At 74.5% G+C, this 23161-nt stretch carries 23 protein-coding genes; 3 read left to right on the forward strand and 20 right to left on the reverse strand.

The genetic code is table 11. The annotated features are described in order from the left end of the window. Window positions 1-12: 12 nt before the first annotated feature. Entirely contained in the window at window positions 13-762 is a 750-nt protein-coding gene (locus IQ279_RS16930; RefSeq protein ID WP_206349372.1) for an SDR family oxidoreductase, read from the reverse strand. Between the two features lie 223 nt (window positions 763-985). Between IQ279_RS16930 and IQ279_RS16935 the strand changes: the two genes are divergently transcribed. After that, complete coding sequence (locus tag IQ279_RS16935) at window positions 986-1729, forward strand: GntR family transcriptional regulator (RefSeq protein WP_206349373.1); 744 nt, start codon at window positions 986-988, stop codon at window positions 1727-1729. A 33-nt stretch (window positions 1730-1762) separates the two neighbouring features. On the opposite strand, the gene IQ279_RS16940 is transcribed toward IQ279_RS16935, so the two are convergent. The 13 genes from IQ279_RS16940 to bioB form a co-directional block, all read right to left on the reverse strand. Further along, window positions 1763-2917 carry an ROK family transcriptional regulator gene (locus tag IQ279_RS16940; RefSeq protein WP_206349374.1) on the reverse strand — a complete coding sequence of 385 codons (1155 nt, stop codon included), beginning with the start codon at window positions 2915-2917 and terminating at the stop codon, window positions 1763-1765. A gap of 102 nt (window positions 2918-3019) precedes the next feature. Further along, window positions 3020-3550: a G/U mismatch-specific DNA glycosylase gene (mug, locus tag IQ279_RS16945; protein WP_241028269.1), complete on the reverse strand. Its 531-nt coding sequence runs from the start codon at window positions 3548-3550 to the stop codon at window positions 3020-3022. A 166-nt stretch (window positions 3551-3716) separates the two neighbouring features. After that, the gene (gene purB / locus IQ279_RS16950; protein WP_206349376.1) at window positions 3717-5147 is read right to left on the reverse strand and encodes an adenylosuccinate lyase; all 1431 of its coding nucleotides are present in this window, start codon (window positions 5145-5147) and stop codon (window positions 3717-3719) included. Between the two features lie 11 nt (window positions 5148-5158). Then, on the reverse strand, window positions 5159-6010 hold the full coding sequence (locus tag IQ279_RS16955; RefSeq protein ID WP_206349377.1) for an SGNH/GDSL hydrolase family protein: 852 nt from the start codon (window positions 6008-6010) through the stop codon (window positions 5159-5161). An 87-nt stretch (window positions 6011-6097) separates the two neighbouring features. Beyond that, entirely contained in the window at window positions 6098-7105 is a 1008-nt protein-coding gene (locus IQ279_RS16960; protein ID WP_206349378.1) for a hemolysin family protein, read from the reverse strand. Beyond that, window positions 7102-8556, reverse strand: a complete 1455-nt coding sequence (locus IQ279_RS16965; protein WP_206349379.1) for a hemolysin family protein — start codon at window positions 8554-8556, stop codon at window positions 7102-7104. Before IQ279_RS16965 ends, IQ279_RS16960 begins: the two co-directional genes overlap by 4 nt. Before the next feature lie 286 nt (window positions 8557-8842). Continuing rightward, complete coding sequence (locus tag IQ279_RS16970) at window positions 8843-9325, reverse strand: GNAT family N-acetyltransferase (protein WP_206349380.1); 483 nt, start codon at window positions 9323-9325, stop codon at window positions 8843-8845. A gap of 66 nt (window positions 9326-9391) precedes the next feature. Beyond that, the gene (locus IQ279_RS16975) at window positions 9392-10282 is read right to left on the reverse strand and encodes an LLM class F420-dependent oxidoreductase (protein WP_206349381.1); all 891 of its coding nucleotides are present in this window, start codon (window positions 10280-10282) and stop codon (window positions 9392-9394) included. A gap of 134 nt (window positions 10283-10416) precedes the next feature. Then, the gene (locus tag IQ279_RS16980) at window positions 10417-11196 is read right to left on the reverse strand and encodes an ABC transporter ATP-binding protein (protein ID WP_206349382.1); all 780 of its coding nucleotides are present in this window, start codon (window positions 11194-11196) and stop codon (window positions 10417-10419) included. Window positions 11197-11352: 156 nt separating this feature from the next. After that, on the reverse strand, window positions 11353-12024 hold the full coding sequence (locus IQ279_RS16985) for a class I SAM-dependent methyltransferase (RefSeq protein WP_206349383.1): 672 nt from the start codon (window positions 12022-12024) through the stop codon (window positions 11353-11355). Between the two features lie 22 nt (window positions 12025-12046). Further along, window positions 12047-12811 (reverse strand): dethiobiotin synthase, encoded by a 765-nt coding sequence (bioD, locus tag IQ279_RS16990; protein ID WP_372445163.1) that lies wholly within the window; start codon window positions 12809-12811, stop codon window positions 12047-12049. A 65-nt stretch (window positions 12812-12876) separates the two neighbouring features. Beyond that, window positions 12877-14220 (reverse strand): adenosylmethionine--8-amino-7-oxononanoate transaminase, encoded by a 1344-nt coding sequence (locus IQ279_RS16995; RefSeq protein ID WP_206349385.1) that lies wholly within the window; start codon window positions 14218-14220, stop codon window positions 12877-12879. Then, entirely contained in the window at window positions 14213-15484 is a 1272-nt protein-coding gene (gene bioB, locus IQ279_RS17000; RefSeq protein WP_206349386.1) for a biotin synthase BioB, read from the reverse strand. Before bioB ends, IQ279_RS16995 begins: the two co-directional genes overlap by 8 nt. A gap of 150 nt (window positions 15485-15634) precedes the next feature. Between bioB and IQ279_RS17005 the strand changes: the two genes are divergently transcribed. Beyond that, entirely contained in the window at window positions 15635-16807 is a 1173-nt protein-coding gene (locus tag IQ279_RS17005) for an 8-amino-7-oxononanoate synthase (protein WP_206349387.1), read from the forward strand. Between the two features lie 44 nt (window positions 16808-16851). Here IQ279_RS17005 and IQ279_RS17010 read toward each other — a convergent pair whose 3' ends face one another. From IQ279_RS17010 to argG, 3 genes are all read right to left on the reverse strand, one after another. Beyond that, window positions 16852-17391 (reverse strand): DUF6328 family protein, encoded by a 540-nt coding sequence (locus IQ279_RS17010; protein WP_241028274.1) that lies wholly within the window; start codon window positions 17389-17391, stop codon window positions 16852-16854. Between the two features lie 492 nt (window positions 17392-17883). Continuing rightward, window positions 17884-18615 (reverse strand): lysophospholipid acyltransferase family protein, encoded by a 732-nt coding sequence (locus IQ279_RS17015; RefSeq protein ID WP_206349388.1) that lies wholly within the window; start codon window positions 18613-18615, stop codon window positions 17884-17886. Window positions 18616-18880: 265 nt separating this feature from the next. Beyond that, window positions 18881-20305, reverse strand: coding sequence for an argininosuccinate synthase (gene argG / locus IQ279_RS17020; protein WP_206349389.1), 1425 nt, complete (start codon window positions 20303-20305; stop codon window positions 18881-18883). Between the two features lie 205 nt (window positions 20306-20510). Between argG and IQ279_RS17025 the strand changes: the two genes are divergently transcribed. Next, window positions 20511-20918 (forward strand): SSI family serine proteinase inhibitor, encoded by a 408-nt coding sequence (locus IQ279_RS17025; protein WP_206349390.1) that lies wholly within the window; start codon window positions 20511-20513, stop codon window positions 20916-20918. A 125-nt stretch (window positions 20919-21043) separates the two neighbouring features. Here IQ279_RS17025 and IQ279_RS17030 read toward each other — a convergent pair whose 3' ends face one another. The 3 genes from IQ279_RS17030 to IQ279_RS17040 form a co-directional block, all read right to left on the reverse strand. Further along, window positions 21044-21202, reverse strand: a complete 159-nt coding sequence (locus IQ279_RS17030) for a hypothetical protein (RefSeq protein ID WP_206349391.1) — start codon at window positions 21200-21202, stop codon at window positions 21044-21046. A gap of 78 nt (window positions 21203-21280) precedes the next feature. Then, a complete protein-coding gene (locus IQ279_RS17035) occupies window positions 21281-22231 on the reverse strand; it encodes a cytochrome c oxidase assembly protein (RefSeq protein ID WP_206349392.1) in 951 nt (316 codons plus the stop codon). 127 nt (window positions 22232-22358) lie between these two features. Next, entirely contained in the window at window positions 22359-23087 is a 729-nt protein-coding gene (locus IQ279_RS17040; RefSeq protein WP_206349393.1) for a type 1 glutamine amidotransferase, read from the reverse strand. Window positions 23088-23161 lie beyond the last annotated feature (74 nt).

The following is a 23161-nucleotide window of genomic DNA, read 5'->3' on the forward strand; positions in this document are numbered from 1 at the left end:
GCACCGTCGCGCCTACAGCCCGCCGCTCACCCGCAGCACCGCCCCGGTGGTGTAGGACGCCTCCGGGGACATCAGCCAGGCGACCGCACCGGCCACCTCCTCCGGCTCCCCGGGACGCCCCATCGGGATCACCTCGGCCTTGCGCCAGGGCCGCTGAGGATCGCCCATCGTGGCGTGCATGTCGGTGAGGATCGCCCCGGGCTGCACGGAGTTCACCCGCACTCCGTCGGGCCCCAGCTCCTTGGAGAGTCCGACCGTCATGGCGTCCAGCGCGGCCTTGGCCGCGGCGTAGTGGACGTACTCGCCGGGGCTGCCGAGCGTGGCCGCGCACGAGGAGACGGTGACGATCGAGCCGCCTGATCCGCCGTGCCGCGTGGACATCGCCAGGGCCGCGCGCCGGGCGCACAGCAGCGTGCCCATGACGTTGACGTCCACCACCCGGCGCATCACCTCGGTGGAGGTCTCGGTGAACCGGCCCAGCGGGCCGGTGATCCCGGCGTTCAGAACCGCCCCCGTGACCGCGCCCAGTTCCCGGGCCGCCTCCTGGAAGAGGGCGTCGACCTCGCCCTCCACAGTGGTGTCCAGCCGCACGGTGACCGCCTCGGCGCCCTCGGCGCGCACCGCCCGCGCCGTCTCCTCGGCCGCCTCGCGGGAGTGCTGGTAGCCGACCGCGACACGGTGTCCGGCTCTCGCCAGCCGCCGGGCGACCGCCGCCCCGATACCCCGGCTGCCGCCGGTGACGACCGTTACCCGCTGCTCCATGCCCGCCCTCGCCCTCGTGTCGCCCTCATGCCGGTTCCGCCGCCGCCCTCATGCCGCTCGCGCGACCGCTTCCCGGCGGCCCGGCTCTCCGGCTCGGCACGCTAGCGGGCCGGATTGGTCTTGACCAAGTGGGCCGCCGCTCCCTAAGGTCGGCATACGCAACAACCTTTAAAAAAGAAGCGCGCATAAATCCCGGCGGGACACGGCGACTGCGGAGGCAAGGGTGGGGACCACGCGACTGGAGACGGTGCCGGAACCGAAGTACCGGCACCTCAAGACCGTCCTGTCGGAGGCGCTCGACTCGGAGTTCGCGGTGGGGGAGATCCTGCCGAACGAACGGGAGCTCGCCGCGCGCTTCGGAGTCGCCCGCGCCACGCTCCGTCAGGCCCTGGAACAACTGGAGCTGGAAGGGCGCCTCCAGCGCCGCCGCGGGGTGGGGACCACCGTCGCCCCGCCGCGCGTCGGCGTCGACGTGAACCCGGTCCGGCACAGCTGGCCCGGTGCCCCGGGCGACGCCTGGCAGACCGAGGGCTGCGAGGAGACCGCACCGCCCGCCGCTGTGGCCGGGACGCTCGGAGCGTACACCGGCGGTCCGGTGTACGCCGTCCACCGCGTCCGCATGGCCCACGGTCAGGCGGTCGCCACCGAGACGCTGTACGTACCGGCCGCGTCGGTGCCGGGGATGTCCGGCATCGAGACCGAGGCGGGGGCCGCCCGCGGCCGTGCCGTCCTGCGCGAGCTGAACCGCCTCGAACTGGGCGGCCAGGAAAGGGCCGTGGAGCTCGGCTCCGCCCGGGCGGAGGACGCCAGGCGGCTCGACCGGTTGCCCGGCGCGCCCGTTCTCGTCGTCACCACCCGCTACCTCGCCGCGGGCGGCACCGCCGCGGTCGCGCTCTCCACCTACCGGGCCGACACCTGCCGCCTGACCTTCGGCGACTTCGCCGGGGTCTCGCTGCTGGCGAGCTGAACCGCGCGCCGCGCGCCCGCCGGCGACGGAACGTCAGCGGGCGACGGTGCCCTCCACGGTGAACAGCTCCTCCTCCACGTGGTCGAGCGCCAGCCGCAGGGCGCCGGTCGCGATGGCCTCCCCGCCCAGCAGGGACAGCGCGACCCGCGGCGGCCGCAGGCAGTAGCGCTCCAGCTCGCGGCGGAGCGGGTCCAGCACCCCGTCCAGCCCGGTGGCCCAGCCGCCGACGACCACCAGCTCCGGATCCAGGGCCAGCACCAGTGCGGCCACATCGTGCACCAGGCGCCGTATGAACCGCTCGACGGCCTGCCGCGCCCGCTCGTCCCCCTCGCGCGCCAGCGCGAAGACCCGCGCCACCGCCGCCTCGTCCAGCGGGTGCAGCGGCTCCCCGGTGGTGGACAGCAGATGCTCGGGGGTGGCCTCCCGTCCCAGCAGGTGCAGTGCGCCGATCTCCCCGGCCGCGCCGCCGAATCCGCGGTGCAGCCGCCCGCCGATCAGCGAGCCGGCGCCCGGGCTCAGCCCGGCCAGGACGAACACCATGTCGTCGACCCCGATGGCCGCGCCCTTCCAGTGCTCGGCCAGCGCGGCGGCGTTGGCGTCGTTCTCCACCAGCACCGGGCAGCGGAACGACCGCCGCAGCCGCTCGCCCAGCGGCAGGCCGGTCCAGCCCGGCAGTGCCGTGCACAGCCGCACCATGCCGTCGGCCTCCACGATCCCCGGGCTGCCCACCCCCACCGCGCGCAGGGTGCTGCGCGGCACCTCGCAGGTGCGCAGCAGCTCGGCGACCACAGCGCGCGCCCGCTCCAGCCGCTCGTCGGCCGTCGCCCGCTCGGGGACCGCGCGTCCGACCGTGCCCAGCCGCCGCCCGCACAGATCGGACAGGACGGCGGCCACCCGGTGCGGGCCGATCTCGATGCCGAGCAGATGGCCGGCCTCCGCCCGGAAGCGGTAGCGGCGCGCCGGCCGCCCCTGCCGCCGGACGTCACCGGTCCCGACGGTGGCCTCGGCCGCCAGGCCGGCCTCCACCAGTTGTTCCACCACGCCCTCCACCGTCGGCCGGGACAGCTCCGCGGCCTGGGCCAGATCGGACAGCGTCGGTGGGCCGTCGGCGGCGCGCAGTGCGCGCAGGACGACGGCGGAGTTGATCCTGCGCAGCAGGGAGGGGTCCCTGCCGGTGAGCCGTCCCAACGTCCGCCTCCTGGGAAGTGCGCATGTGTGGCCGGATCGTATCCGGTGAGCGCACGGGGAGCGAGAGCCGGGTGAGGCGCCCCCGGGAGGGCGGGCCGGCCGTCAGGACGGGCCGTCGAGTGCGGCGGCGCGCAGCTGGCCGTACTCCTCGGCCATCGTCTCCAGGGTCCAGTGGGCGTTGAGCCCGCTGGGGTTGGGCAGCACCCACACCCGGGTGCCGCCAATCGCCGCCTCCTGAGGGCCCGTCCGGGCCTTCCGGTCCCCGAAGGCGGCCCGGTAGGCGGTCACACCGACCACCGCGAGCCACTCGGGACGCAGCCGCGCCACCTTCTCGGCCAGGACCCGCCCACCCGTCCGGTACTCCTCGGGCGTCAGCTCGTCGGCCCGGGCGGTGGGGCGGGGCGAGATGTTGGTGATGCCCAGGCCGTACGAGAGCAGCTCGTGCTGCTCCGAGGGCTTCAGCCGCCGGGGGGTGAAGCCGGAGGCGTGCAGCACCGGCCAGAAGCGGTTGCCGGGGTGGGCGAAGTGGTGGCCCAGCCGGGCGGTCGTCAGACCGGGGTTGATCCCGCAGAACAGCACGTGCAGCCCCTCGGAGACGATGTCGGGGACGGTGCGGGCGCGCAACGCCTCCATCTCCTCCCCGGTCGTCTCCCCGGTCGTCCCCGGCAGGGTCGTCTCCTCGTCGGAGGCACCCCTGCCGGGGGTCCGGTCGTATGAGCTCCTCCTGGTCATGGCCCTCCCCGGCGGTCCTTCTCGGGGCTCTCCTTCCCGGAAGGACCTCAGGCAGTCGGGGAGACGGTCAGAGGATCGCGCCCGGGGTGTAGGAGGCGGCCTCCGGGTGGCGCTTCGAGATCTCCTCGATCCGGGCCACCACCGCGGCGACCTGGTCGCCGGCCGCGCCGGTGAAGGACAGCCGGTCGGCCAGCAGGGCGTCCAGCGCCTCCCTCTCCAGCGGGATGCGCCCGTCGGCCGCCAGCCGGTCCAGCAGCTCGTTGCGCTCGGCCCCCTCGCGCAGCGCCAGCGCCGAGGCCACCGCGTGCTCCTTGATGGCCTCGTGGGCCGTCTCCCGGCCGACTCCGGCCCGCACCGCGCCCATCAGCACCTTGGTGGTGGCCAGGAACGGCAGGTAGCGGTCCAGCTCGCGGGCGACGACCGCGGGGAACGCGCCGAACTCGTCCAGCACCGTCAGGAAGGTCTCCAGCAGGCCGTCGAGGGCGAAGAAGGCGTCCGGCAGCGCGACACGGCGCACCACCGAGCAGGAGACGTCGCCCTCGTTCCACTGGTCGCCCGCGAGCTCGCCGACCATCGAGGCGTAGCCGCGCAGGATGACGGCGAAACCGCCCACACGCTCGCAGGAGCGGGTGTTCATCTTGTGCGGCATCGCCGAGGAGCCGACCTGGCCCGGCTTGAAGCCCTCGGTCACCAGCTCGTGCCCGGCCATCAGCCGGATGGTCTTGGCCAGCGAGGAGGGCGCGGCGGCCAGCTGGACCAGCGCGGTCACCACCTCGTAGTCCAGCGAGCGCGGGTAGACCTGGCCGACGGAGGTGAAGGTGTGGCCGAAGCCGAGATGGGCGGCGATCCGCTCCTCCAGCTCGGCCAGCCTGCCCCCGTCCCCGCCCAGCAGGTCCAGCATGTCCTGGGAGGTGCCCACCGGCCCCTTGACGCCGCGCAGCGGGTAGCGCGCCAGCAGCTCCTCCAGCCGCGCATGGGCCACCAGCAGTTCGTCGGCGGCGGTCGCGAAGCGCTTGCCCAGCGTCGTGGCCTGTGCGGCGACGTTGTGCGAGCGCCCCGCCATCACCAGCTCGGAATGCTCGGCCGCCAGCCGGCCCAGCCGCGCCAGCGCGGCCACCGTGCGGTCGCGCACCAGCTCCAGCGACAGCCGGACCTGGAGCTGCTCGACGTTCTCGGTCAGGTCCCGGGAGGTCATGCCCTTGTGCACGTGCTCGTGCCCGGCCAGCGCGTTGAACTCCTCGATCCGCGCCTTCACATCGTGGCGCGTGACCTTCTCCCGCTCGGCGATCGAGGCCAGGTCGACGTCCCCGAGCACCCGCTCGTAGTCGGCCAGGGCCTGCTCCGGCACCTCGACGCCCAGGTCCTTCTGGGCCCGCAGCACGGCGAGCCACAGCCGCCGCTCCAGCACCACCTTGTGCTCGGGGGACCACAGTCGGGCCAGCTCCGCGGAGGCGTAGCGGCCTGCCAGGACGTTCGGGATGCGCGGCTTGTCAGTCACACCCGGGGATTCTACGGGGTGTCCTCGCAGGCCAGCGGTGCCAGGTCGGGTGCGGGACACCGGTCCCGGCCCACGGCAGGGTCCAGCGCCGCCAGATCGGGCCGCTTGGGCGCCAGCCCGTCGCCCGTGGAGCGCCCGGTCAGCCGCCGGCCGATCCACGGGAGCAGATGGCGGTGGGTGAAGCGCAGGTCGGCGACGCGGCGCGCGTACCAGCCGGGCAGGACGGCGGGCGGCAGGGCCGCGTGCCAGTCGGCCTCGGCCGCGTGCCCCAGACGCTGCCAGACGGCCTCGGCCACCCGTTCGTGTCCCTCGGCGTTCAGGTGCAGCCGGTCGTCGGCCCACATCCGCGGATCGCCCAGCGCCTCGCAGCCGTACAGGTCCACCACCAGGGCGCCGTGCCGCTCGGCCAGGTCGTCGATGAAGTCGAAGAGGTGCTCCATGCGCGCCCGGTAGCGCTCCAGCACCGGCCCGCGCCGCCCGGGGCTGCGCATCAGCACCAGGTGGCGGCACTCGGGGGCGAGCCTGGCGACCGACTCCTCCAGCAGGCCGCACACCCGGCCCATGTCGCACTTCGGACGCAGCACGTCGTTGAGGCCGCCGACCAGCGTCACCAGGTCCGCGCCCATGGCGGCGGCCACGTCCACCTGCTCCTCGGCGATCTGCTGGATCAGCTTGCCGCGTACCGCCAGGTTGGCGTAGCGGAAGCCGTCGGTGCGCGCGGCGAGACGGGCGGCGAGGAGATCCGCCCAGCCGCGGTAGCGGCCGTCCGGCAGCAGGTCCGACATGCCCTCGGTGAAGGAGTCCCCGAGGGCGACGAAGCTGGTGACGGCGGGTGGGGCGGGCGAGTCGGTTGCACTGTCCATGGCGCGGAACATGGTAACCGACCGCTCGGTACGTGCCCTCTTCCGGGTGCAGCTCCCCGGGATGCGCCCGCCCGCCCCGCCCCGCCGTCAGCGGCCCACCAGCTCGCGCAGCACGTCCTCCATGGTGACCAGCCCGACCGCGCGCCCGTCCGTGCCGATCACCGCCGCCAGGTGGGTGGCGCTGCCGCGCATCGCGCCCAGCACGTCGTCCAGCGGCGTCGTCGCCCGCACCCGGGCGATCGGCCGCAGCGCCGCGACGGGGAACGGAGCGTCGCGGTGCACCGCGTCGAGCGCGTCCTTGACGTGCAGGTAGCCCAGCGCCCTGCCCCGGTCGTCCACCACGGGGAAGCGGGAGAACCCGCTGCGCGCGGAGAGCTGCTCCAGCTCCTCGGGGGTGACGCCGAACGGGGCGAAGACGACGCGGTCGGTGGGCCGCACGACGTCCTCGACCGGGCGCCGGCCCAGCTCCAGCGCGTCGCGCAGCCGCTCCGTGGCACGCTCGTCCAGCAGTCCGGCCTCGCTGGAATCGGCCACCAGACGGGCCAGCTCGTCGTCGGAGTAGGTCGCCGAGACCTCGTCCTTGGGCTCCACCCGCAGCAGCTTCAGCAGGGCGTTGGCCAGCGCGTTGATGCCGAAGATCACCGGACGCAGGGCCCTGGTGAGGGCGACCAGCGGCGGCCCCAGCAGCAGCGCCGCGCGCTCGGGCGCGGCCAGCGCGATGTTCTTCGGCACCATCTCGCCGAGCAGCATGTGCAGATACGTCGCCACCGCCAGCGCGATCACGAAGGCGATCGGATGGACCAGGCCCTCCGGCACGCCGGCGAGCTGGAACACCGGCTCCAGCAGGTGCGCGATCGCGGGCTCGGCGACCACGCCCAGCACCAGGGTGCACAGGGTGATGCCCAGCTGGGCGGTGGCCATCAGGGCCGACACGTGCTCCAGGCCCCACACCACGCCGCGTGCCCGCTTCTCGCCGCGCTCGGCGAGCGGTTCGACCTGGCTGCGGCGCACCGAGATCATCGCGAACTCCGCGCCCACGAAGAAGGCGTTGGCGACCAGGGTCAGCAGGCCGATCAGCAGTTGGACGGCGGTCATCGGCCGGCCTCCCCGCTCCGGGCGCCGACGCGGGCCCCGCGGCGCCCGGAGGCGTCCTTGGGGTCGCCGTGGCCGCCTCCGGCCCGGTCGTGCTCGTCCCGGCCGCCGTCGTGGTCGCCGGTGTCCCCGTCACCGGGGTCGGGCGGAGCGGTCAGCCGTACCCCGGCGGCCCGCCGCCCGGTCGCGTCCACGACCTCCAGCCGCCAGCCGGCGACCTCCAGAACGTCGCCCACGACCGGGATGCGGCCCAGTTCGGTGGCGATCAGCCCGGCCAGGGTCTCGTACGGACCGTCCGGGGCGCGCAGGCCGATCTCCTCCAGCCGGTCGGTGCGGGCCGCGCCGTCCGCGTCGTAGACGGTGCAGCCCTCCTCGTCCGCGCCCGCCGGGACCAGGTCGGGGGTCTGGAGCGGGTCGTGCTCGTCGCGGACCTCGCCCACGACCTCCTCGATGATGTCCTCCAGGGTGACGACCCCGGCGGTGCCGCCGTACTCGTCGATCACCACCGCCATGCTGTTGCCTCCCTGCTTCCCCGACAGCCGGTCCAGCAGCCGGTCCACGGTCAGCGACTCCGGTACGGGCACCGGCTCGCGCAGTAGCCCGGTGACCGGGTAGCCGGCGCGGCGGCCGGCGGGGACGGCGATCACGTCCTTGACATGGGCGACGCCGACCACGGTGTCGAGGTTGCCGCGGTAGACCGGGAAGCGGGACAGGCCCGTCGCCCGGGCGGCGTTGACCACGTCCTGGGCGGATGTGTTCTCCTCCAGCGCGATGACCTGGACGCGCGGCGTCATCACGCTCTGCGCGGTCAGCTCGGAGAGCCGGATGGTGCGGACGAACAGTTCCGCGGTGTCCGCCTCCAGGGCGCCCTCCTTCGCCGAGTGACGCGCGAGCGCGACCAGCTCCTGCGGGGAGCGGGCCGAGGCCAGCTCCTCGGTGGGCTCCAGGCCGAGCCGGTGGAGGACCCGGTTGGCGGTGTTGTTCAGATGGGTGATCAGCGGCCGGAAGGCGGCGCTGAAACCGCGCTGCAGGCCGCCGACCCGGCGGGCGACCGGCAGCGGCCGGGAGATCGCCCAGTTCTTCGGCACCAGCTCGCCGACGACCATCAGCACCACCGTGGACAGCACCGTGCCCGCCACCAGCGCCACCGAGGACGCCGCCGAGGCGGGAAGCCCGGCCGCCCGCAGCGGGCCGGACAGCAGCCGCGCGGTCGAGGGCTCGGAGAGCATGCCGATGATCAGACCGGTCACGGTGATACCGAGCTGGGCGCCGGAGAGCTGGAAGGTGAGGGACCGCACAGCCCTCAGGGCGCTGTCGGCGCCCGGCTCGCCGCGCTCGGCGGACCGCTCCAGATCGCCGCGTTCGACGGTGGTGAGCGAGAACTCCGCCGCGACGAACACGGCACAGGCCAGGGTCAGCAGCAGCGCCAGGAGCAGGAGGAGCACTTCGGTCACCGGGTCACCTCCGTCCCCTGGTCCGGCGGGACGGAGACAGGCGCTCGGCGGCCGCGTCCGCGGCCGGTTCCACTGCCGCTTCTGCTGCCGGCTCTGCTGCCGGTACTACTGGGAGGCTCGCCCATGGGCGGACGCTCACACACCTTTCTCTGGGATGTTTCCTCGGAGCGCGCGCCGTGGGGACGGCGGCCGCGGTACACGGCTCGGACGCGCGATGGGCAGTCCATCGTATGCGAGCCGCCGCGCGCTCCCCAGGGGTCACCGGTCCGCCGCCGGTCCGCGCCCGTCAGCCCAGCGGCTTCACCCAGCGGCTCCACTGCGGCTGCGGCGCGTACCCCGCCGCACGCCAGGCATGGTGGGCGGCGGCGTTGCGGTCGAGCACCATGGCGTCGCCCCGGCGCCCGCCCAGCGCGGCGAACCGCGCCTCGGCCGCCGCCAGCAGGGCCGAGGCCACACCGCGGCGGCGGTGTGCCGGATGGACCGCGAGCCGGTACAGATGGCAGCGCCAGCCGTCGAAGCCCGCTATTACCGAGCCGACCACCGGCCCGGCCGCCTGCGCTCCGGAGGCCGCGGGCTCCCCGGGCTCCCCGCCGGGCACGGCCAGCAGCAGTGCCCCGGGGTCCCGGTCGATCAGCCGGGCCACTCCCGCACGGTCGTCGCTGATGCTCGTCCCCTCCGCGGCCTGGGCCCAGAAGGCCAGGACGGCGTCGATGTCCGGAGCGAGGACGGGCCGGAGCAGGATGCCGGAATCGTTCACGGGATGGTTCATGACGGCATCCCAGCACCGGCCGGGCGGTGTACGCGCGGCGTTTCGGCATGTGGTCGCCAGGGTGCGTCAACCGCCCCGCAACTCCTCGATCACCTCTGCGAAGACCTCCATGTACGGCTCCAGCACGCAGATGTAGCCGAAACCGTACCGCTCGCGGTGGGCGCGCACCTGCCCGGCGATCTGCCCGATACTGCCGGTGAGCAGGGCCGGGTGCTCCAGGAGATCGTCCTCCGTCGCACCCAGGGCGTACGGGACCAGCTCGCGGGCCACCGCGCGCCGGTCGTCGGTGACGACCACCCGCTGGACGAGGTAGTTCAGCTCGGCGGGCTCCTCCCGGCCGGCGGCGAAGCGGCGGTAGGCGGCCGTCCGCTCCTCCAGCTCGCCGGGGCCGATCAGGTGGATGACGCCCTCGGGCGCGCCGGGGGCCTGCCGGACCCCGGTGAAGGCGGCGATGTCGGCGTGGCGGGCGGCCAGCCGCAGCACCCGGTCGCCGTTGCCGCCGATCAGCAGCGGCGGCCGGGGCCGCTGCCGGGGCGCGGGGACGTGCTCGGGGTCGGACAGCAGCCGGTCCAGCTCGGCGACGGTGTGCTCCAGGTGGGCCACCCGCTCGCCCGGCGACCCCCACGGCAGCCCGGCCCGCTCGTGCTCGGAGCGCACGTACCCGGTGCCCAGCCCCAGCTCCAGCCGTCCGCCCGTCAGCCGGTCGCAGGTGGCGACCTCGCGGGCCAGCAGGACCGGGTTCCACAAGCCCGCGTTGAGCACGAAGGTGCCCACGCGGGGCCGCCGGGTCGCCTCGGCCGCGGCGACCAGCGCCGGGAACGGCGCTGGAGCGCCGAGGTGGTCGGGCACGAGCAGCACGTCGTACCCCAGCTCCTCGGCGCGGCGGCACTTGGCGCGCCAGGCGTCGCGGGAGCCGAGGGCGACCAGGTTGACGCCGAAGCGGAACGGTCGTGTCACGCGGCTCTCCTCACGGTCCGGGCTGCGGGAGGGGGTCGGGCCCCGGCAGGGGCAGGGGACGCGTCGGCCAGGGCGCCCGGCCGTGCCCCGGAGACGTTCCGGGGGCTCTCCGGAGACGGCGGGCCGGGCCCGGGTCAGTACTGCCGAACGGGGTCGAACCGCTTCATCCGCTCCAGGACGGCCCCGGCGGTGGGGCGCGGCATCTCGTCGACGATCCGCCCGTCGGCCAGGAAGAGCACATGGTCGGCGTGGGCCGCGGCGCCCGGGTCGTGGGTCACCATCACCACCGTCTGCCCCAGGTCGTCGACCGCCCGGCGCAGGAAGTCCAGCAGCTCCAGTCCGGAGCGGGAGTCGAGGTTCCCGGTCGGCTCGTCGGCGAAGACCAGCCTCGGGCGGGAGGCCAGCGCGCGGGCGCACGCCACCCGCTGCTGCTGGCCGCCGGAGAGCTGGGCGGGCCGGTGGCCGAGGCGGTCCCGCAGCCGGAGCGTGTCGACCACCGTGTCCAGCCACCGCGGATCCGGCCCGCGGCCCCCGATGTCCATGGGCAGCGTGATGTTCTCCAGGGCCGTCAGGGTGGGCAGCAGGTTGAAGGACTGGAACACGAAGCCGATCTCGTCCCGCCGCAGCCGTGTCAGCTTCGCGTCCCCCAGCCCGGTGATCTCGGTGTCGCCGACCCACACCCTCCCCTCGGTGACGGTGTCCAGCCCGGCCAGGCAGTACATCAGCGTCGACTTGCCCGAGCCGGACGGGCCCATCACCGCGGTGAACCGGCCCTCGGCGATGTCGACGTCCACCGAGTCGAGTGCCACCACGGCCGTCTCGCCGATGCCGTAGGTCCTGGTCAGCCCGCGCGCCCGGGCGGCGGACCGCCCCGCCCCTGGCGCCTCGCTCACCTTCCGCGCGTCAGTGGACACCGCACCTCCCGGCCCGGACGGACGGCTCCCTCACGGGAGCCGGGACGACTGACAGGTCCGTACCCGGTGCGGGGCCATCCATCCGCGAGGCGGCGCGGGGAGCCGTCCGTCCGAGCCGGGGGCCACGGCCGTGACGCACCCGGCCGCCCGGTGGTGTCACGGCCGCCGCGCGCTGCCCAGGACATGCGCCGACACCGGTGTCGGAACGCCCTTCTCGGGAACCCGCAGCCGCCGCAGGGACAGCTCGGTGAAGCCCGCCGCCCCGATCGCGGCCGTGGTGTCGCGTGCGGTGTGGCAGCCGCCGAACAGGTGCGGCCACACGGTGCGGTCCAGCGACCGCTGGAGGAGGGCCGTCGCGGTGCCGTCGGCCCGGACGTGCTCGCAGAAGCACAGCCGGCCGCCCGGCCGCAGCACCCGGCGGATCTCGGCCAGGGCGCGGTCGGGGTCCCCCACCGAGCACAGCACCAGCGACACCACGGCCGCGTCGAACGCCTCGCTGTCCAGCGGGAGGTCCTCGGCGACGCCCGGGACCACACGGACGGGGACGGCGGCGCGCGACGCGGCGTCCCGCGCCGCCCGCCGCAGCAGCGGCTCCGGCTCCACAGCCACCACCTCCCGCACGGCGGCCGGGTAGCGGCCGAAGTTCAGGCCGCTGCCCGCCCCGACCTCGACCACCCGGCCGGACAGCCCGGTCAGCAGCTCGGCGCGGTGCGCGCCGATTCCGGCCCGCTCGTCCACCGCCGGGGCGAAGCGGGCGTAGCAGCGCGCGAAGACGGGATGGTGCACGGCGTCGGTCGTGCCGGTCGCCGGCCTGCGATGAGGAGCCATGAAAGTCCTCCGGAAGGTGAGGTCACCTCGGCGCGGTCTCCCATTCTCCCTCCGCGAGCCGGGTACCACCTTCCCAGGAGCCGCCCAGCCGCGGGGAGAGCCAGCCCGCCGCCCGCCTGCGGAACACCGGGGGCTCCAGCGAGCCCGCCCCCTGCGGCAGCAGCCCCGCCAGCGGGGCGTCCGCCGCCACCGGGAGGTCCGCCAGATTGCAGCGGGCCGCCAGATCCGGCTCGCGCGGCCAGCTGCCGACCACCACCCCGGCGCACTCCAGGCCCCTGGAGCGCAGCGCCTCGGCCGTCAGCGCCGTGGCGTTCAGGGTGCCCAGCCCGGCGGCGGCGACCACCAGCACCGGGGCGCCCAGCAGCCGCGCGGCGTCGGCGAGGGTCGACCCCCGTTCGTCGAAGCGGACCAGCAGCCCGCCCGCGCCCTCGACCAGCACCAGGTCGTGCTCCTCCTCCAGGGCACGCGCCGTCTCCGCCACCGCCTCGGGACGCACCCGGGGCAGACCGGACCGGCGCGCCGCCGTCTCGGGAGCCAGCGGCTCGGGGTAGCGGGCGAGTTCCACGGCGGTCACGTCCGCGCCCGCCAGACGCCGCACCTCGGCCGCGTCCCCCGGTTCGCCCTCGGCCACCCCGGTCTGCGCGAGTTTGAGCATGGCCACCGGGCGGCCCGCCGCCACCGCCGCGGCGGCCAGCGCCGCCGTGGCCACGGTCTTGCCGACCTCCGTGCCCGTCCCGGTGACGACCAGCACCGACATGTTCGCGCCTCTCCTCGCTCCTTCGGACACCGGGGCATCCCCCGGCCCGCTTCCGCACCGACTGCCCGGCCCGCCTGCCCGTCCGGTCCTTCCGCTCAGCCCGCGCGCGCCGCCGCGCACACCGCGGCCGCGATCCGCGCCACGTCCTCGTCACCGGTGACGTAGGGGGGCATGGTGTACACCAGGTCGCGGAACGGGCGCAGCCACACGCCGGCGCGCACCGCCGCCTCGGTGGCCGCCGCCATGTCCACCTCGTGGTCGAGCTGGACCACCCCGATCGCCCCCAGCACACGTACGTCCCGCACCCCCGGCAGCGCGGCGGCCCCGGCGAGCCCGGCGCGCAGCCCGGTCTCGATCCGCTTCACCTCGCCAGCCCAGTCCTGGGCGAGCAGCAGGTCCAGGGAGGCCACCGCGATCGCCGCCGCCAGCGGATTGCCCATGAACGTGGGCCCGTGGGCCAGCACCGGCACCTCGCCGCGCGAGATGCCCTCCGCCACCCGCGTGGTGCACAAGGTCGCGGCCATCGTCAGATAACCGCCGGTCAGCGCCTTGCCCACGCACATCACATCGGGGACCACCCCCGCGTGGCCGGCCGCGAACAGGGAGCCGGTACGGCCGAAGCCGGTGGCGATCTCGTCGAACACCAGCAGCACGCCGTGCTCGTCGCACGCCTCGCGCAGCACCCGCAGATAGGCGGGGGAGTGGAAGCGCATCCCGCCCGCGCCCTGCACCACGGGCTCCACGATCACCGCGGCCAGCTCGTCGGCGTGCGAGGCGACCAGCTCCCGCAGGTGCGCCTCGTAGGCCGGGTCGAGGCCGGCGTCGAAGCCGCCCGGCGGGGCGTCCGCGAAGACCTGCTCGGGCAGCGTCCCCGACCACAGGTGGTGCATGCCGCCCTCGGGGTCGCACACCGACATCGGCTGCCAGGTGTCCCCGTGGTAGCCGCCGCGCCAGGTCAGCAGCCGCCGCTTGCCCGGCCGTCCCAGCGAACGCCAGTACTGCAGGCACATCTTGACGGCGACCTCGACCGACACCGAACCGGAGTCGGCGAGGAAGACGTGCTCCAGCCCCTCGGGCGTGACATCCACCAGCCGCCCGGCCAGCCGTACGGCGGGCTCGTGGGTGAGCCCGCCGAACATCACATGGCTCATCCGCTCCAGTTGGGCGCCCGCCGCTTCGTTGAGCACCGGGTGGTTGTAGCCGTGGATCGCCGACCACCACGACGACATCCCGTCGATCAGCTCCACGCTGCCCCAGGCCGACCGCGCCAGCCGCAGCCGGACCCCGGAAGCGGAGGAGACGATCAGCGGTTCGGAGCGACCGGGCATCGGGCCGTAGGGGTGCCAGACGTGGCGGCGGTCGAGCTCGGCGAGTTCCTCGGGAGGGAGGCCGGGGGCGGGTGCGGGGGAGAGGGGGAGCGGGGCGTCGGTGTCAGGCATTGGGCGGCAGCTCCGTGCCCGCGCCCCGCCGCCGTACCGCCACCAGATCGGTGCGGGCCCGTCCGGACGCCGCCGCGGCGTCCGCGCCTTCGGCGGTACCCACCTCACCGGCCGTCTCCCGGGCCGCCTTCGGGGCCTGCTCGCCCGCGGTGACGGTGGTGTCCGTGCCGTCCGCGGCACCGCCGCAGGGCCCGCAGCCCCCGCCGGCCTCCGCGCCGCCGTGTCCACCGCAGCCTCCGCCCGGCGCGGCGAGCGCGTCCGCCCGGTGCTCGGGCAGCGTCCGCTCTCCGGCTCCCTCCACCTCGAAACCTGCGTCGGCGATCATCTCCAGGTCGGCCCCGCCCGCCTGGCCCTCGCTGGTGAGGTAGTCGCCCAGGAAGATGGAGTTGGCCAGGTGCAGGGCCAGCGGCTGCATCGACCGCAGGTGCACCTCGCGCCCACCCGCCAGACGGACCTCCACATCGGGGCAGACGAAGCGGACCATCGCCAGGATGCGCAGGCAGCGCTGCGGCGTGAGGTTCCACTCCTTCGCCAGCGGGGTCCCCTCGAAAGGGATGAGGAAGTTCACCGGCACCGAGTCCGGGTCCAGCTCACGCAGCGAGAAGACCACGTCCACCAGGTCCGCGTCCGACTCGCCCATGCCCGCGATCAGCCCCGAGCAGGCCGACAGCCCGGCCGCCTGCGCCTGATGGACCGTCTCCACACGGTCGGCGTAGGTGTGGGTGGTGGTGATCTCCCCGTAAGTGGCCTCGGAGGTGTTGAGGTTGTGGTTGTAGGCGTCCGCGCCCGCCTCGCGCAGCCGCTCGGCCTGGCCGCCGGAGAGCAGACCCAGGCAGGCGCACACCTCCACGTCCTCGTTCTGCTCCTTGATGGCGGCGATGGTCTGCGAGACCCGGTCCACGTCCCGGTCGGTGGGACCGCGCCCGCTGGCCACCAGGCACACCCGCTTGGCGCCCCCGGCCACGCCCGCGCCGGCCGCCGCGGCGGCCTCCTGGGGCTTCAGCCAGGTGTACTTGAGAATGCCGGCCTTCGAGCCCAGCCGCTGCGAGCAGTACGAGCAGTCCTCCGGGCACAGCCCGGACTTCAGGTTGACCAGGTAGTTGAGTTTCACCCGCCGCCCGAACCACTGGCGCCGCACCTTCCCGGCCGCGGCCACCACATCGAGGAGTTCGTCGTCGGAGGTGGCCAGTACGGCCAGCGCCTCGTCGCGCGTGGGCAGCTCGCGCCGCAGCCCCTTGTCCACCAGCGTCTTCAGCAGGTCCATGGCGTTGATCCTCGCCTACGCGCCCGCCCGCGGCCAAGGACGAACCTCCACAACCGGGCGGGCGGAAGGTGTGTGTATCGCCACACCCTGTGCGGGTCCGTCCGCCACTACCTTTGGGCGGAACCGACAGAAGGCGAGGGACGGCCCGCCATGCCGCAGGAGCACCGCAGCACCCCGGACCCGTTCGACTGGATCGACGAGCACGCAGAACTGCGCCGCCGTGCGGGCCTGGTGCGCTCCCTGCACCCCCGGCCCGCCGACTCGGAGCTGCTCGACCTCGCGGGCAACGACTACCTGGGCCTGGCACGGCATCCGGAGGTCGTCGCCGCCGCCTCGGCCGCCGCCCGCCGCTGGGGCGCGGGCGCCACCGGCTCCCGCCTGGTCACCGGCACCACCGAGCTGCACACCGAACTGGAGGCGGAGCTCGCCGACTTCTGCGGCTTCGAGGCCGCCCTGGTGTTCTCCTCCGGCTACGCCGCCAACCTCGCCGCGGTCACCGCCCTGACCGACCGCGGCACGCTGGTGGTCTCCGACGCAGCCAACCACGCCTCCCTGATCGACGGCTGCCGGCTGTCCCGGGCGGAGACCGCCGTCGTCCCGCACGCGGACCCCGGCGCCGTGGGCAAGGCGCTCGACGGCTTCGCCGGCCGCGCCGTGGCCGTCACCGACACCGTCTTCTCCGTGGACGGCGACGCCGCGCCGCTGACCTCCCTGGCCGCCGTCTGCCGAGGTCACGGCGCCGCGCTGCTGGCGGACGACGCGCACGGCCTGGGCGTCCTCGGCGAGGGGGGCCGGGGCGCCCTTCACGCGGCGGGCCTGGCGGGGGACCCGGACGTGGTGGCCACCGCGACGCTGTCGAAGTCGCTCGGCAGCCAGGGCGGCGCCGTTCTCGGCCCGGCCCGGGTGATCGACCACCTGGTCAACACCGCCCGCACCTTCGTCTTCGACACCGGCCTGGCCCCGGCGGCCGCCGGGGCCGCGCTCGCCGCGCTGCGGCTGCTGCGGGCCGAGCCCGGCCGCGCCACCCGCGTCCGCGAGGTCGCCACCGGGCTGCACGAGCGGCTGGCGGGCGCCGGTCTGGACGCCACCCGCCCGGACGCCGCCGTGGTGTCGGTACGCGCCCCCTCCCCGGAGGCGGCCGTGCGCTGGGCCGCCGACTGCCGCGGCGCTTCCCTGGCCGCGGGCTGTTTCCGGCCCCCGTCGGTGCCCGACGGGATCTCCCGGCTGCGGCTGACCGCCCGCGCCGATCTGACGGAGGCCGAGCTGGACGCGGCCGCGGCCACCATCGCGCGCACCGCGCCGTCGGCAGGGAGGGACGCCTGACCGGGCGCCCGTACCCGCCCGCTCATCCGGGGTCCGGCGCCCGCTCATCCGGGGTCCGGCGGCCGCTTCCGAGGCGGGTCCGCCGCACGGCTCCGCCTCCCGGCGACCCCGAGGCGCAGCCCGAAGGGCAGCAGCGCCCACACCGCCGCGCAGAACGCCAGCACGCACGCCGCCACCGCGATCCCCGCGGCCCTTCCCAGCACCACGTCCACCACGAGCAGCACGGACCCGGTCAGCGCCAGGGCGAGGACGACCAGCCCGGCCCCGGCCAGCCGCGAGGACACGTCCACGATCAGCCGCTTGACCCCGCGCCGGAACAGCGCCCGGTGCAGCGCCGCGGGCGCCGTGAAGAGGATGGAGGCGGTCACCGCCAGCAGCAGCGTGGTCACGTAGGTGCCGCGCTGCACCGTGTCCAGGCCGGTGAAGCGCTGGGTGAAGGCGAGGGTGAGGAGGAAGGCGAAGAGGATCTGGACCCCCGTCTGGATGACCCTCAGCTCCTGCAGCAGCTCGACGAAGTTGCGGTCGGCCCGTTCCAGGGGTGTCTCGTGGCGGTCGGTCATGGGGCCGGGCATGGGATCGGTCATGCGGTCGGTGTTGCCGCCCGGAGGGCGCGTCACTCGCCGCCGACCCGGTGGAGCTCCGGCCGGTGCCGGCCCCGGGGTCCGCACCGGCGGCCCCCGGCTCCCGGGCTCCGGAGGTATCCCCACCGGGCCCGTGCGCCGCCGTCCGTCCAGCATGTGCAGGGCCCGCGCCAGGGTGTGCGCGCGGAAGCTCCCTCTCACCGCGTTCGTGCATCACCGTCAGCGCGCCCCGCGGCGCCGCCTCCCGGCCGGCGTCCGGGCGGCGCGCAAGGCCTGTAGGTGTCGCGCCCGCGCCGGGTTGATCCTGCCCAGCAGGTCGACCACCTCCGGACAGCGGTCCACCAACTCGCACTCGGCCCGTACCAGGGCGGGCGGGAGCGGCCGCCCGCCTGCGCGAGGGAGGAGCGCTGAGGCCGGACGGTACGCGGGAGCACGCGACGAGCCGGCCGCCTGCCGTGCCACCGCGCCGGGCGGCCGCTCCCGGCCGCGCGGGTCCTACGGCGCGGCGTTCCCCGGAGCCGGATCCGCCTCGTCGCCGCTCTTGCGGGCCTTCGCCTGCGCGGCCTTGGCGTCGGGCGCGTACAGGTCCACGTACTCCTGGCCGGACAGGTTCATGATCGTGTACATGATCTCGTCGGTGACCGCGCGCAGCACCGTCCGCTCGCCGTGCTGGTCGGCGAAGCGCGAGAAGTCCAGCGGCTCGCCGAACCGGATGGTCACCCTCCCGATCTTCGGCAGCCTCCGGCCCGGCGGCTGGAGCTCGAAGGTGCCCACCATGGCGCACGGGATGACCGGCACCCCGGCCCTGAGAACCATGGACGCGACACCGACCCGCCCCCGGTACAGCCGCCCGTCGTGCGACCGGGTGCCCTCGGGGTAGATGCCGAGCAGCTCCCCCCGGCGCAGCACCCGCAGCCCCTCCTCGACCGCCGCCTGCCCGGCCCCGCGGCCCGAGCGGTCGACCGGGATCTGGCCGATGCTGCGGAAGAACGCGGCGGTCAGCCTGCCCTTGAGGCCCGGCCCGGTGAAGTACTCCGCCTTGGCGAGGAAGGTGATGCGCCGGTGCAGGATCGCGGGCATCAGGAAGTGGTCGGAGAAGGACAGGTGGTTTCCGGCGACGATCGCCGCGCCCTCTTCGGGGACGTTCTCCAGGCCCTCGATCCGGGGCCTGAACAGCAGTCGTAGCAGCGGGCCCAGCAGGACGTACTTGAGCACGTAGTAGAACACGGGGTGGCTCCCTACCGCACCGGACGGGCCTGCGAACTGCTTCTCCCCTCGGCCGGGGGGCGGCCGGGGGCCGCCGGAGAGCCGGTCGGGGAGGAATCAGTGTATGTGCGGGCACCGCGGTGTGCGACCACCTCCGGTGCCCGTGCACGTCGGCTTCCGCGGCGGCCGGATCCCGCCAACCCGCTCCCGGGGCCGTCCGGTTGCTGCCCCGGGAGCGGGCGGGGCTCCTGATCGGGGCCCCGCGTTCCGGGCGTCCGCCCTGGTCTCAGTCCGTACCCGATTCGATCGCCGCGTGGTCGAGCGCGTCGGAGTCCACCGGGGTCTCCCCGCCCTCGTGGCTGCCCGCCGAGATGGCCTCGGCGCCGCCCGGGGGCAGCTCGCCGATGATCCCGCCCCACGCCGCGAGTTGGCCGTGGACGGCGTACTGCTCCAGCTTGCTGCGCGAGTCTGCGATGTCGAGGTTGCGCATGGTCAGCTGTCCGATGCGGTCGTCCGGAACGAACGCCGGGTCGTGGCTGCGCTCCATGGACAGCTTCTCGGGGTGGTAGCTCAGGTGCGGGCCCTGGGTGTCGAGGACGGAGTAGTCCTGGCCGCGGCGCAGCCGCACCGTGACGCTGCCCGTGACCGGGCGGCCGACCCAGCGCTGGAGGCTCTCGCGGAGCATGAGGGCCTGCGGGTCGAACCAGCGGCCCTCGTAGAGCAGCCGCCCGAGCCGGCGCCCCTCCACGTGGTACATGGCCACGGTGTCCTCGTTGTGGATGGCGTTCAGCAGCCGCTCGTAGGCCATGTGCAGCAGTGCCATGCCGGGGGCCTCGTAGACGCCGCGGCTCTTGGCCTCGATGATGCGGTTCTCGATCTGGTCGGACATCCCCAGGCCGTGTCGGCCGCCGATGAGGTTGGCCTCCCGCACCAGCTCGACCGCGCTCGCGAACGCGCGCCCGTTGATCCGCACGGGGCGCCCGTGCTCGAACTCCACGGTGACGTCCTCGGCCGGGATGCCGACCTCGGGGTCCCAGAAGGGAACGCCCATGATCGGGGTCACGATCTCCATCGAGGTGTCGAGGTACTCCAGGCGCTTGGCCTCGTGCGTGGCGCCCCAGATGTTCGCGTCGGTGGAGTACGCCTTCTCGGCGGAGTCGCGGTAGGGCAGGTCGCGCTGCGACAGCCAGGCGGACATCTCGTGCCGCCCGCCGAGCTCGGCCACGAACGCCCTGTCCAGCCAGGGCTTGTAGATCCGCAGACCGGGGTTGGCGAGCAGACCGTAGCGGTAGAACCGCTCGATGTCGTTGCCCTTGTAGGTGGACCCGTCCCCCCAGATGAAGACATCGTCCTCGCGCATCGCCCGCACCAGCAGGGTGCCCACCACCGCACGGCCGAGCGGGGTGGTGTTGAAGTAGGTCTGCGCGGCCGAGCGGATGTGGAAGGCGCCGCAGGCCAGGGCGGCCAGGCCCTCCTCGACCAGGGCGTCGCGGCAGTCGACCAGCCGCGCCCGCTCGGCGCCGTACGCCAGGCCCCGCTCCGGCACGTCGGCCAGATCGGGCTCGTCGTACTGGCCGACGTCGGCCGTATAGGCATAGGGGACGGCCCCGCGCTCACGCATCCACGCCACCGCGACAGAGGTGTCCAAACCGCCCGAGAACGCGATGCCGATGCGCTCACCGACTGGAAGTTTATTCAGTACCTTCGACATGTATGCATCCTAGACCCGTGTCCCTCGGAGCCCTCCCCCGCGCCCGGGGAACGGCCCGGGGCCAAGGCCGCGGGACGGCCTCGGGCCCCGACCGGGGGAGCGGTGTGCGCCGGCCGGGTGAAGGACCGGGCGAGGGTCCTTGCCCGGGCTGCTCCGCCACGGTGGTCTTGGGCGCGCAATCGCGCCCAGCCCTCTGGAGGCCCGCATGTTCCCGCGCCCCCGCACCACCGTCGCCGCGGCCCTCGCCGCCGTCGCCGCGCTCCTGACCCCGGCGTCCGCCCACGCCGAGGCCCCCGGGGCCGAGCCGGCCCGCGGCGAGGTATTCCTGACCGTCTCCGACGCCGAGGACACCTGGACGCGGGGCGTGATGCTGGTCTGCCCGGACGACGGCGGCGGCCCTCACCCGCGTGCGGCCGAGGCGTGCGAGGCCATCGACCGCTCCGGGGGCGAGCTGCGGCAGCTCTCCGGCCGGCAGCACGACTGCACCAACGAGCACCGGCCCGTGGTGGCCGAGGCCACGGGCATCTGGCGGGGGAGCCGGGTCCACTGGCGCTCGGAGTTCCCCAATGCCTGCGCCATGCTCAGGCAGACCGGAGCGGTGTTCGACTTCTGAGTAGTCCGCTTCCACGTCTGCCTCCGAGCCCCCGGCAAGCGTGTGGGGCCCGGCCCGGGAGGTCGTCCGGGCCGGGCCCCACACGCTTGCCGGGGCGGGCCGGGGCGCTCGCCCCGCGCGGCGGCTCACCGCTCCCGCGACGTCACCACGCCCAGGGTCACCAGCCCCAGGACCACCCACGCGAACCACAGCCAGCCGCTGCCGCCCAGCGCGACCGAGTAGGCGGTCACCAGTATCAGGGCGACCACCGTGGTGACGGTCATGGCCTTCGCCGTCTCCGGCATCGCTCACACCTTCCTCCCGAGTCGGTCGGAGCGGGACCGCCGACCGGCGACCCGTCCTGTCCGGCCCGGCCCGATGCGCTACTGGCCGCGGGCCTGCAGCGACGCCAGGTAGGCGTTGTACGCGGTCAGGTCCTGGTCGCCGTTGCGGTCCGCGGCCCGGTCGTCGCGCCGAGCCTGCCGTTGTTCGGAGAAGTACCACTGGAAGACGAGTGCAATCAGCACGATGACCGTGGGAATCTCGCTGAACGCCCAGGCGATGCCGCCCGCGGCGTTCTGGTCGGACAGCGCGGTGACCCCGAGCGAGGCGGGCGGGTTCGCGTACGTCCGAACCACCGGCTCGCCGGCCATCATCAGCGCGATGCCGAAGAAGGCGTGGAAGGGCATGCCCGCGAACAGCTCCAGCATCCGCATCACGTAGCCGGGACGGTGGGGCCCCGGGTCCACGCCCATGATCGGCCAGAAGAAGACCAGCCCGACCGCCAGGAAGTGCACCATCATTCCGAGGTGCCCGGCCTTCGACTCCATCAGGAAGTCGAACAGCGGCGTGAAGTACAGCGCGTACAGGCTCGCGATGAACATCGGGATGGTGAACCCCGGGTGCGTGACCACCCGCATGTAGCGGCTGTGCAGCACCGCCACCAGGATCTCGCGCGGCCCCCTGCGGCCGCGCCCGGCGGCCGGGAGCGCGCGCAGTGCCAGCGTCACGGGGGCGCCCAGCAGCACCAGGATCGGCGAGAGCATGCTGATCACCATGTGCTGCACCATGTGCACGCTGAACAGCACCATGCCGTAGTCGTTGAGCTTGGTGCACATCACCAGCGCGACCGTCAGCACGCCCAGCGTGAAGGAGACCGTACGGCCGGCCTGCCAGGCATCGCCGCGCTGCCGCAGCCGCGCGACGCCCCAGCCGTAGAGCGCCAGCGCCAGCAGGCAGCTCACTAGGAAGAACGGCTCGGGGGAGAGCTCCAGGCCGCGTCCGAGGGTGAACGGCGGCAGATCCGCCATCGTGCCGTGTCCGTCGTGGTCCATCCGCAGCTCTCCCGATTCGTGCCGATCCGCTCGGACCAGATTAGGACCGCCCCCGGCCGGAGCTCCGGCCGGGGGCGGTCCCGGGCGGGTTTCCGTACGCGGCTCGGCGGGCGCCCGGGCGGGGGTGTCAGGCGGGCTGGGTGGCCGCCGCGATCCGCTCGGCGCGCAGCGCCTCGTACCACCGGTCGTCCGTCGGCGGCAGCGCGTTCACGTCCAGGGCCAGCTTGAGCAGCAGGTCCGCGATCTGCGGGTTCCTGGCCAGCACCGGACCGTGCATGTAGGTACCGAAGACGGTGTCGTTCCAGGCGCCCTCGGTGCCGTCACCGGTCCCGTTGCCCCTGCCCAGCCGCACCCGGGCCAGCGGCCGTGCGGTCGGGCCCAGGTGCGTGACGCCCTGGTGGTTCTCGAAGCCCGTCAGCTGGGGCAGCCCCAGCCGCTCGTCCATGTCGGCCAGCACGTCCCCGACGCACCGCTCGCCCTCACCACGGCTGCTGGTGACGTCCAGCAGCCCCAGGCCCGGCTCGCGCTGCCCGAGGTCGTTGATGAACTCGTGCCCCAGGATCTGGTAGCCGGCGCATACCGAGAAGACGATGGCGCCGTTGTCCACGGCCCGGTTCAGCCCGCCGTCGCGGCGCAGCCGCTCGGCCGCCAGCCGCTGGGGACGGTCCTCGCCGCCGCCGACCAGGTAGATGTCCCCGGAGGTGGGGATCGGCTGGTCGGAGCGGACGTCGATCCGCTGCACGCCCAGCCTGCGCTGCCGGGCACGCCGCTCCACCACCAGTACGTTGCCCTGGTCGCCGTAGGTGCTCAGCAGGTCCGGGTAGACCCACACCACGCGCAGGCCGCTCTCACTCATGCTCGCTCGCATCCTCGCCGTGTTTCCGGCGTCTTCGACGTCTTTGCGTCTTCGGCGCCTCCGGACGCCCGGCT

This window comes from Streptomyces verrucosisporus, from assembly GCF_017114865.1.
Classification (GTDB): Bacteria; Actinomycetota; Actinomycetes; order Streptomycetales; family Streptomycetaceae; genus Streptomyces; species Streptomyces fenghuangensis.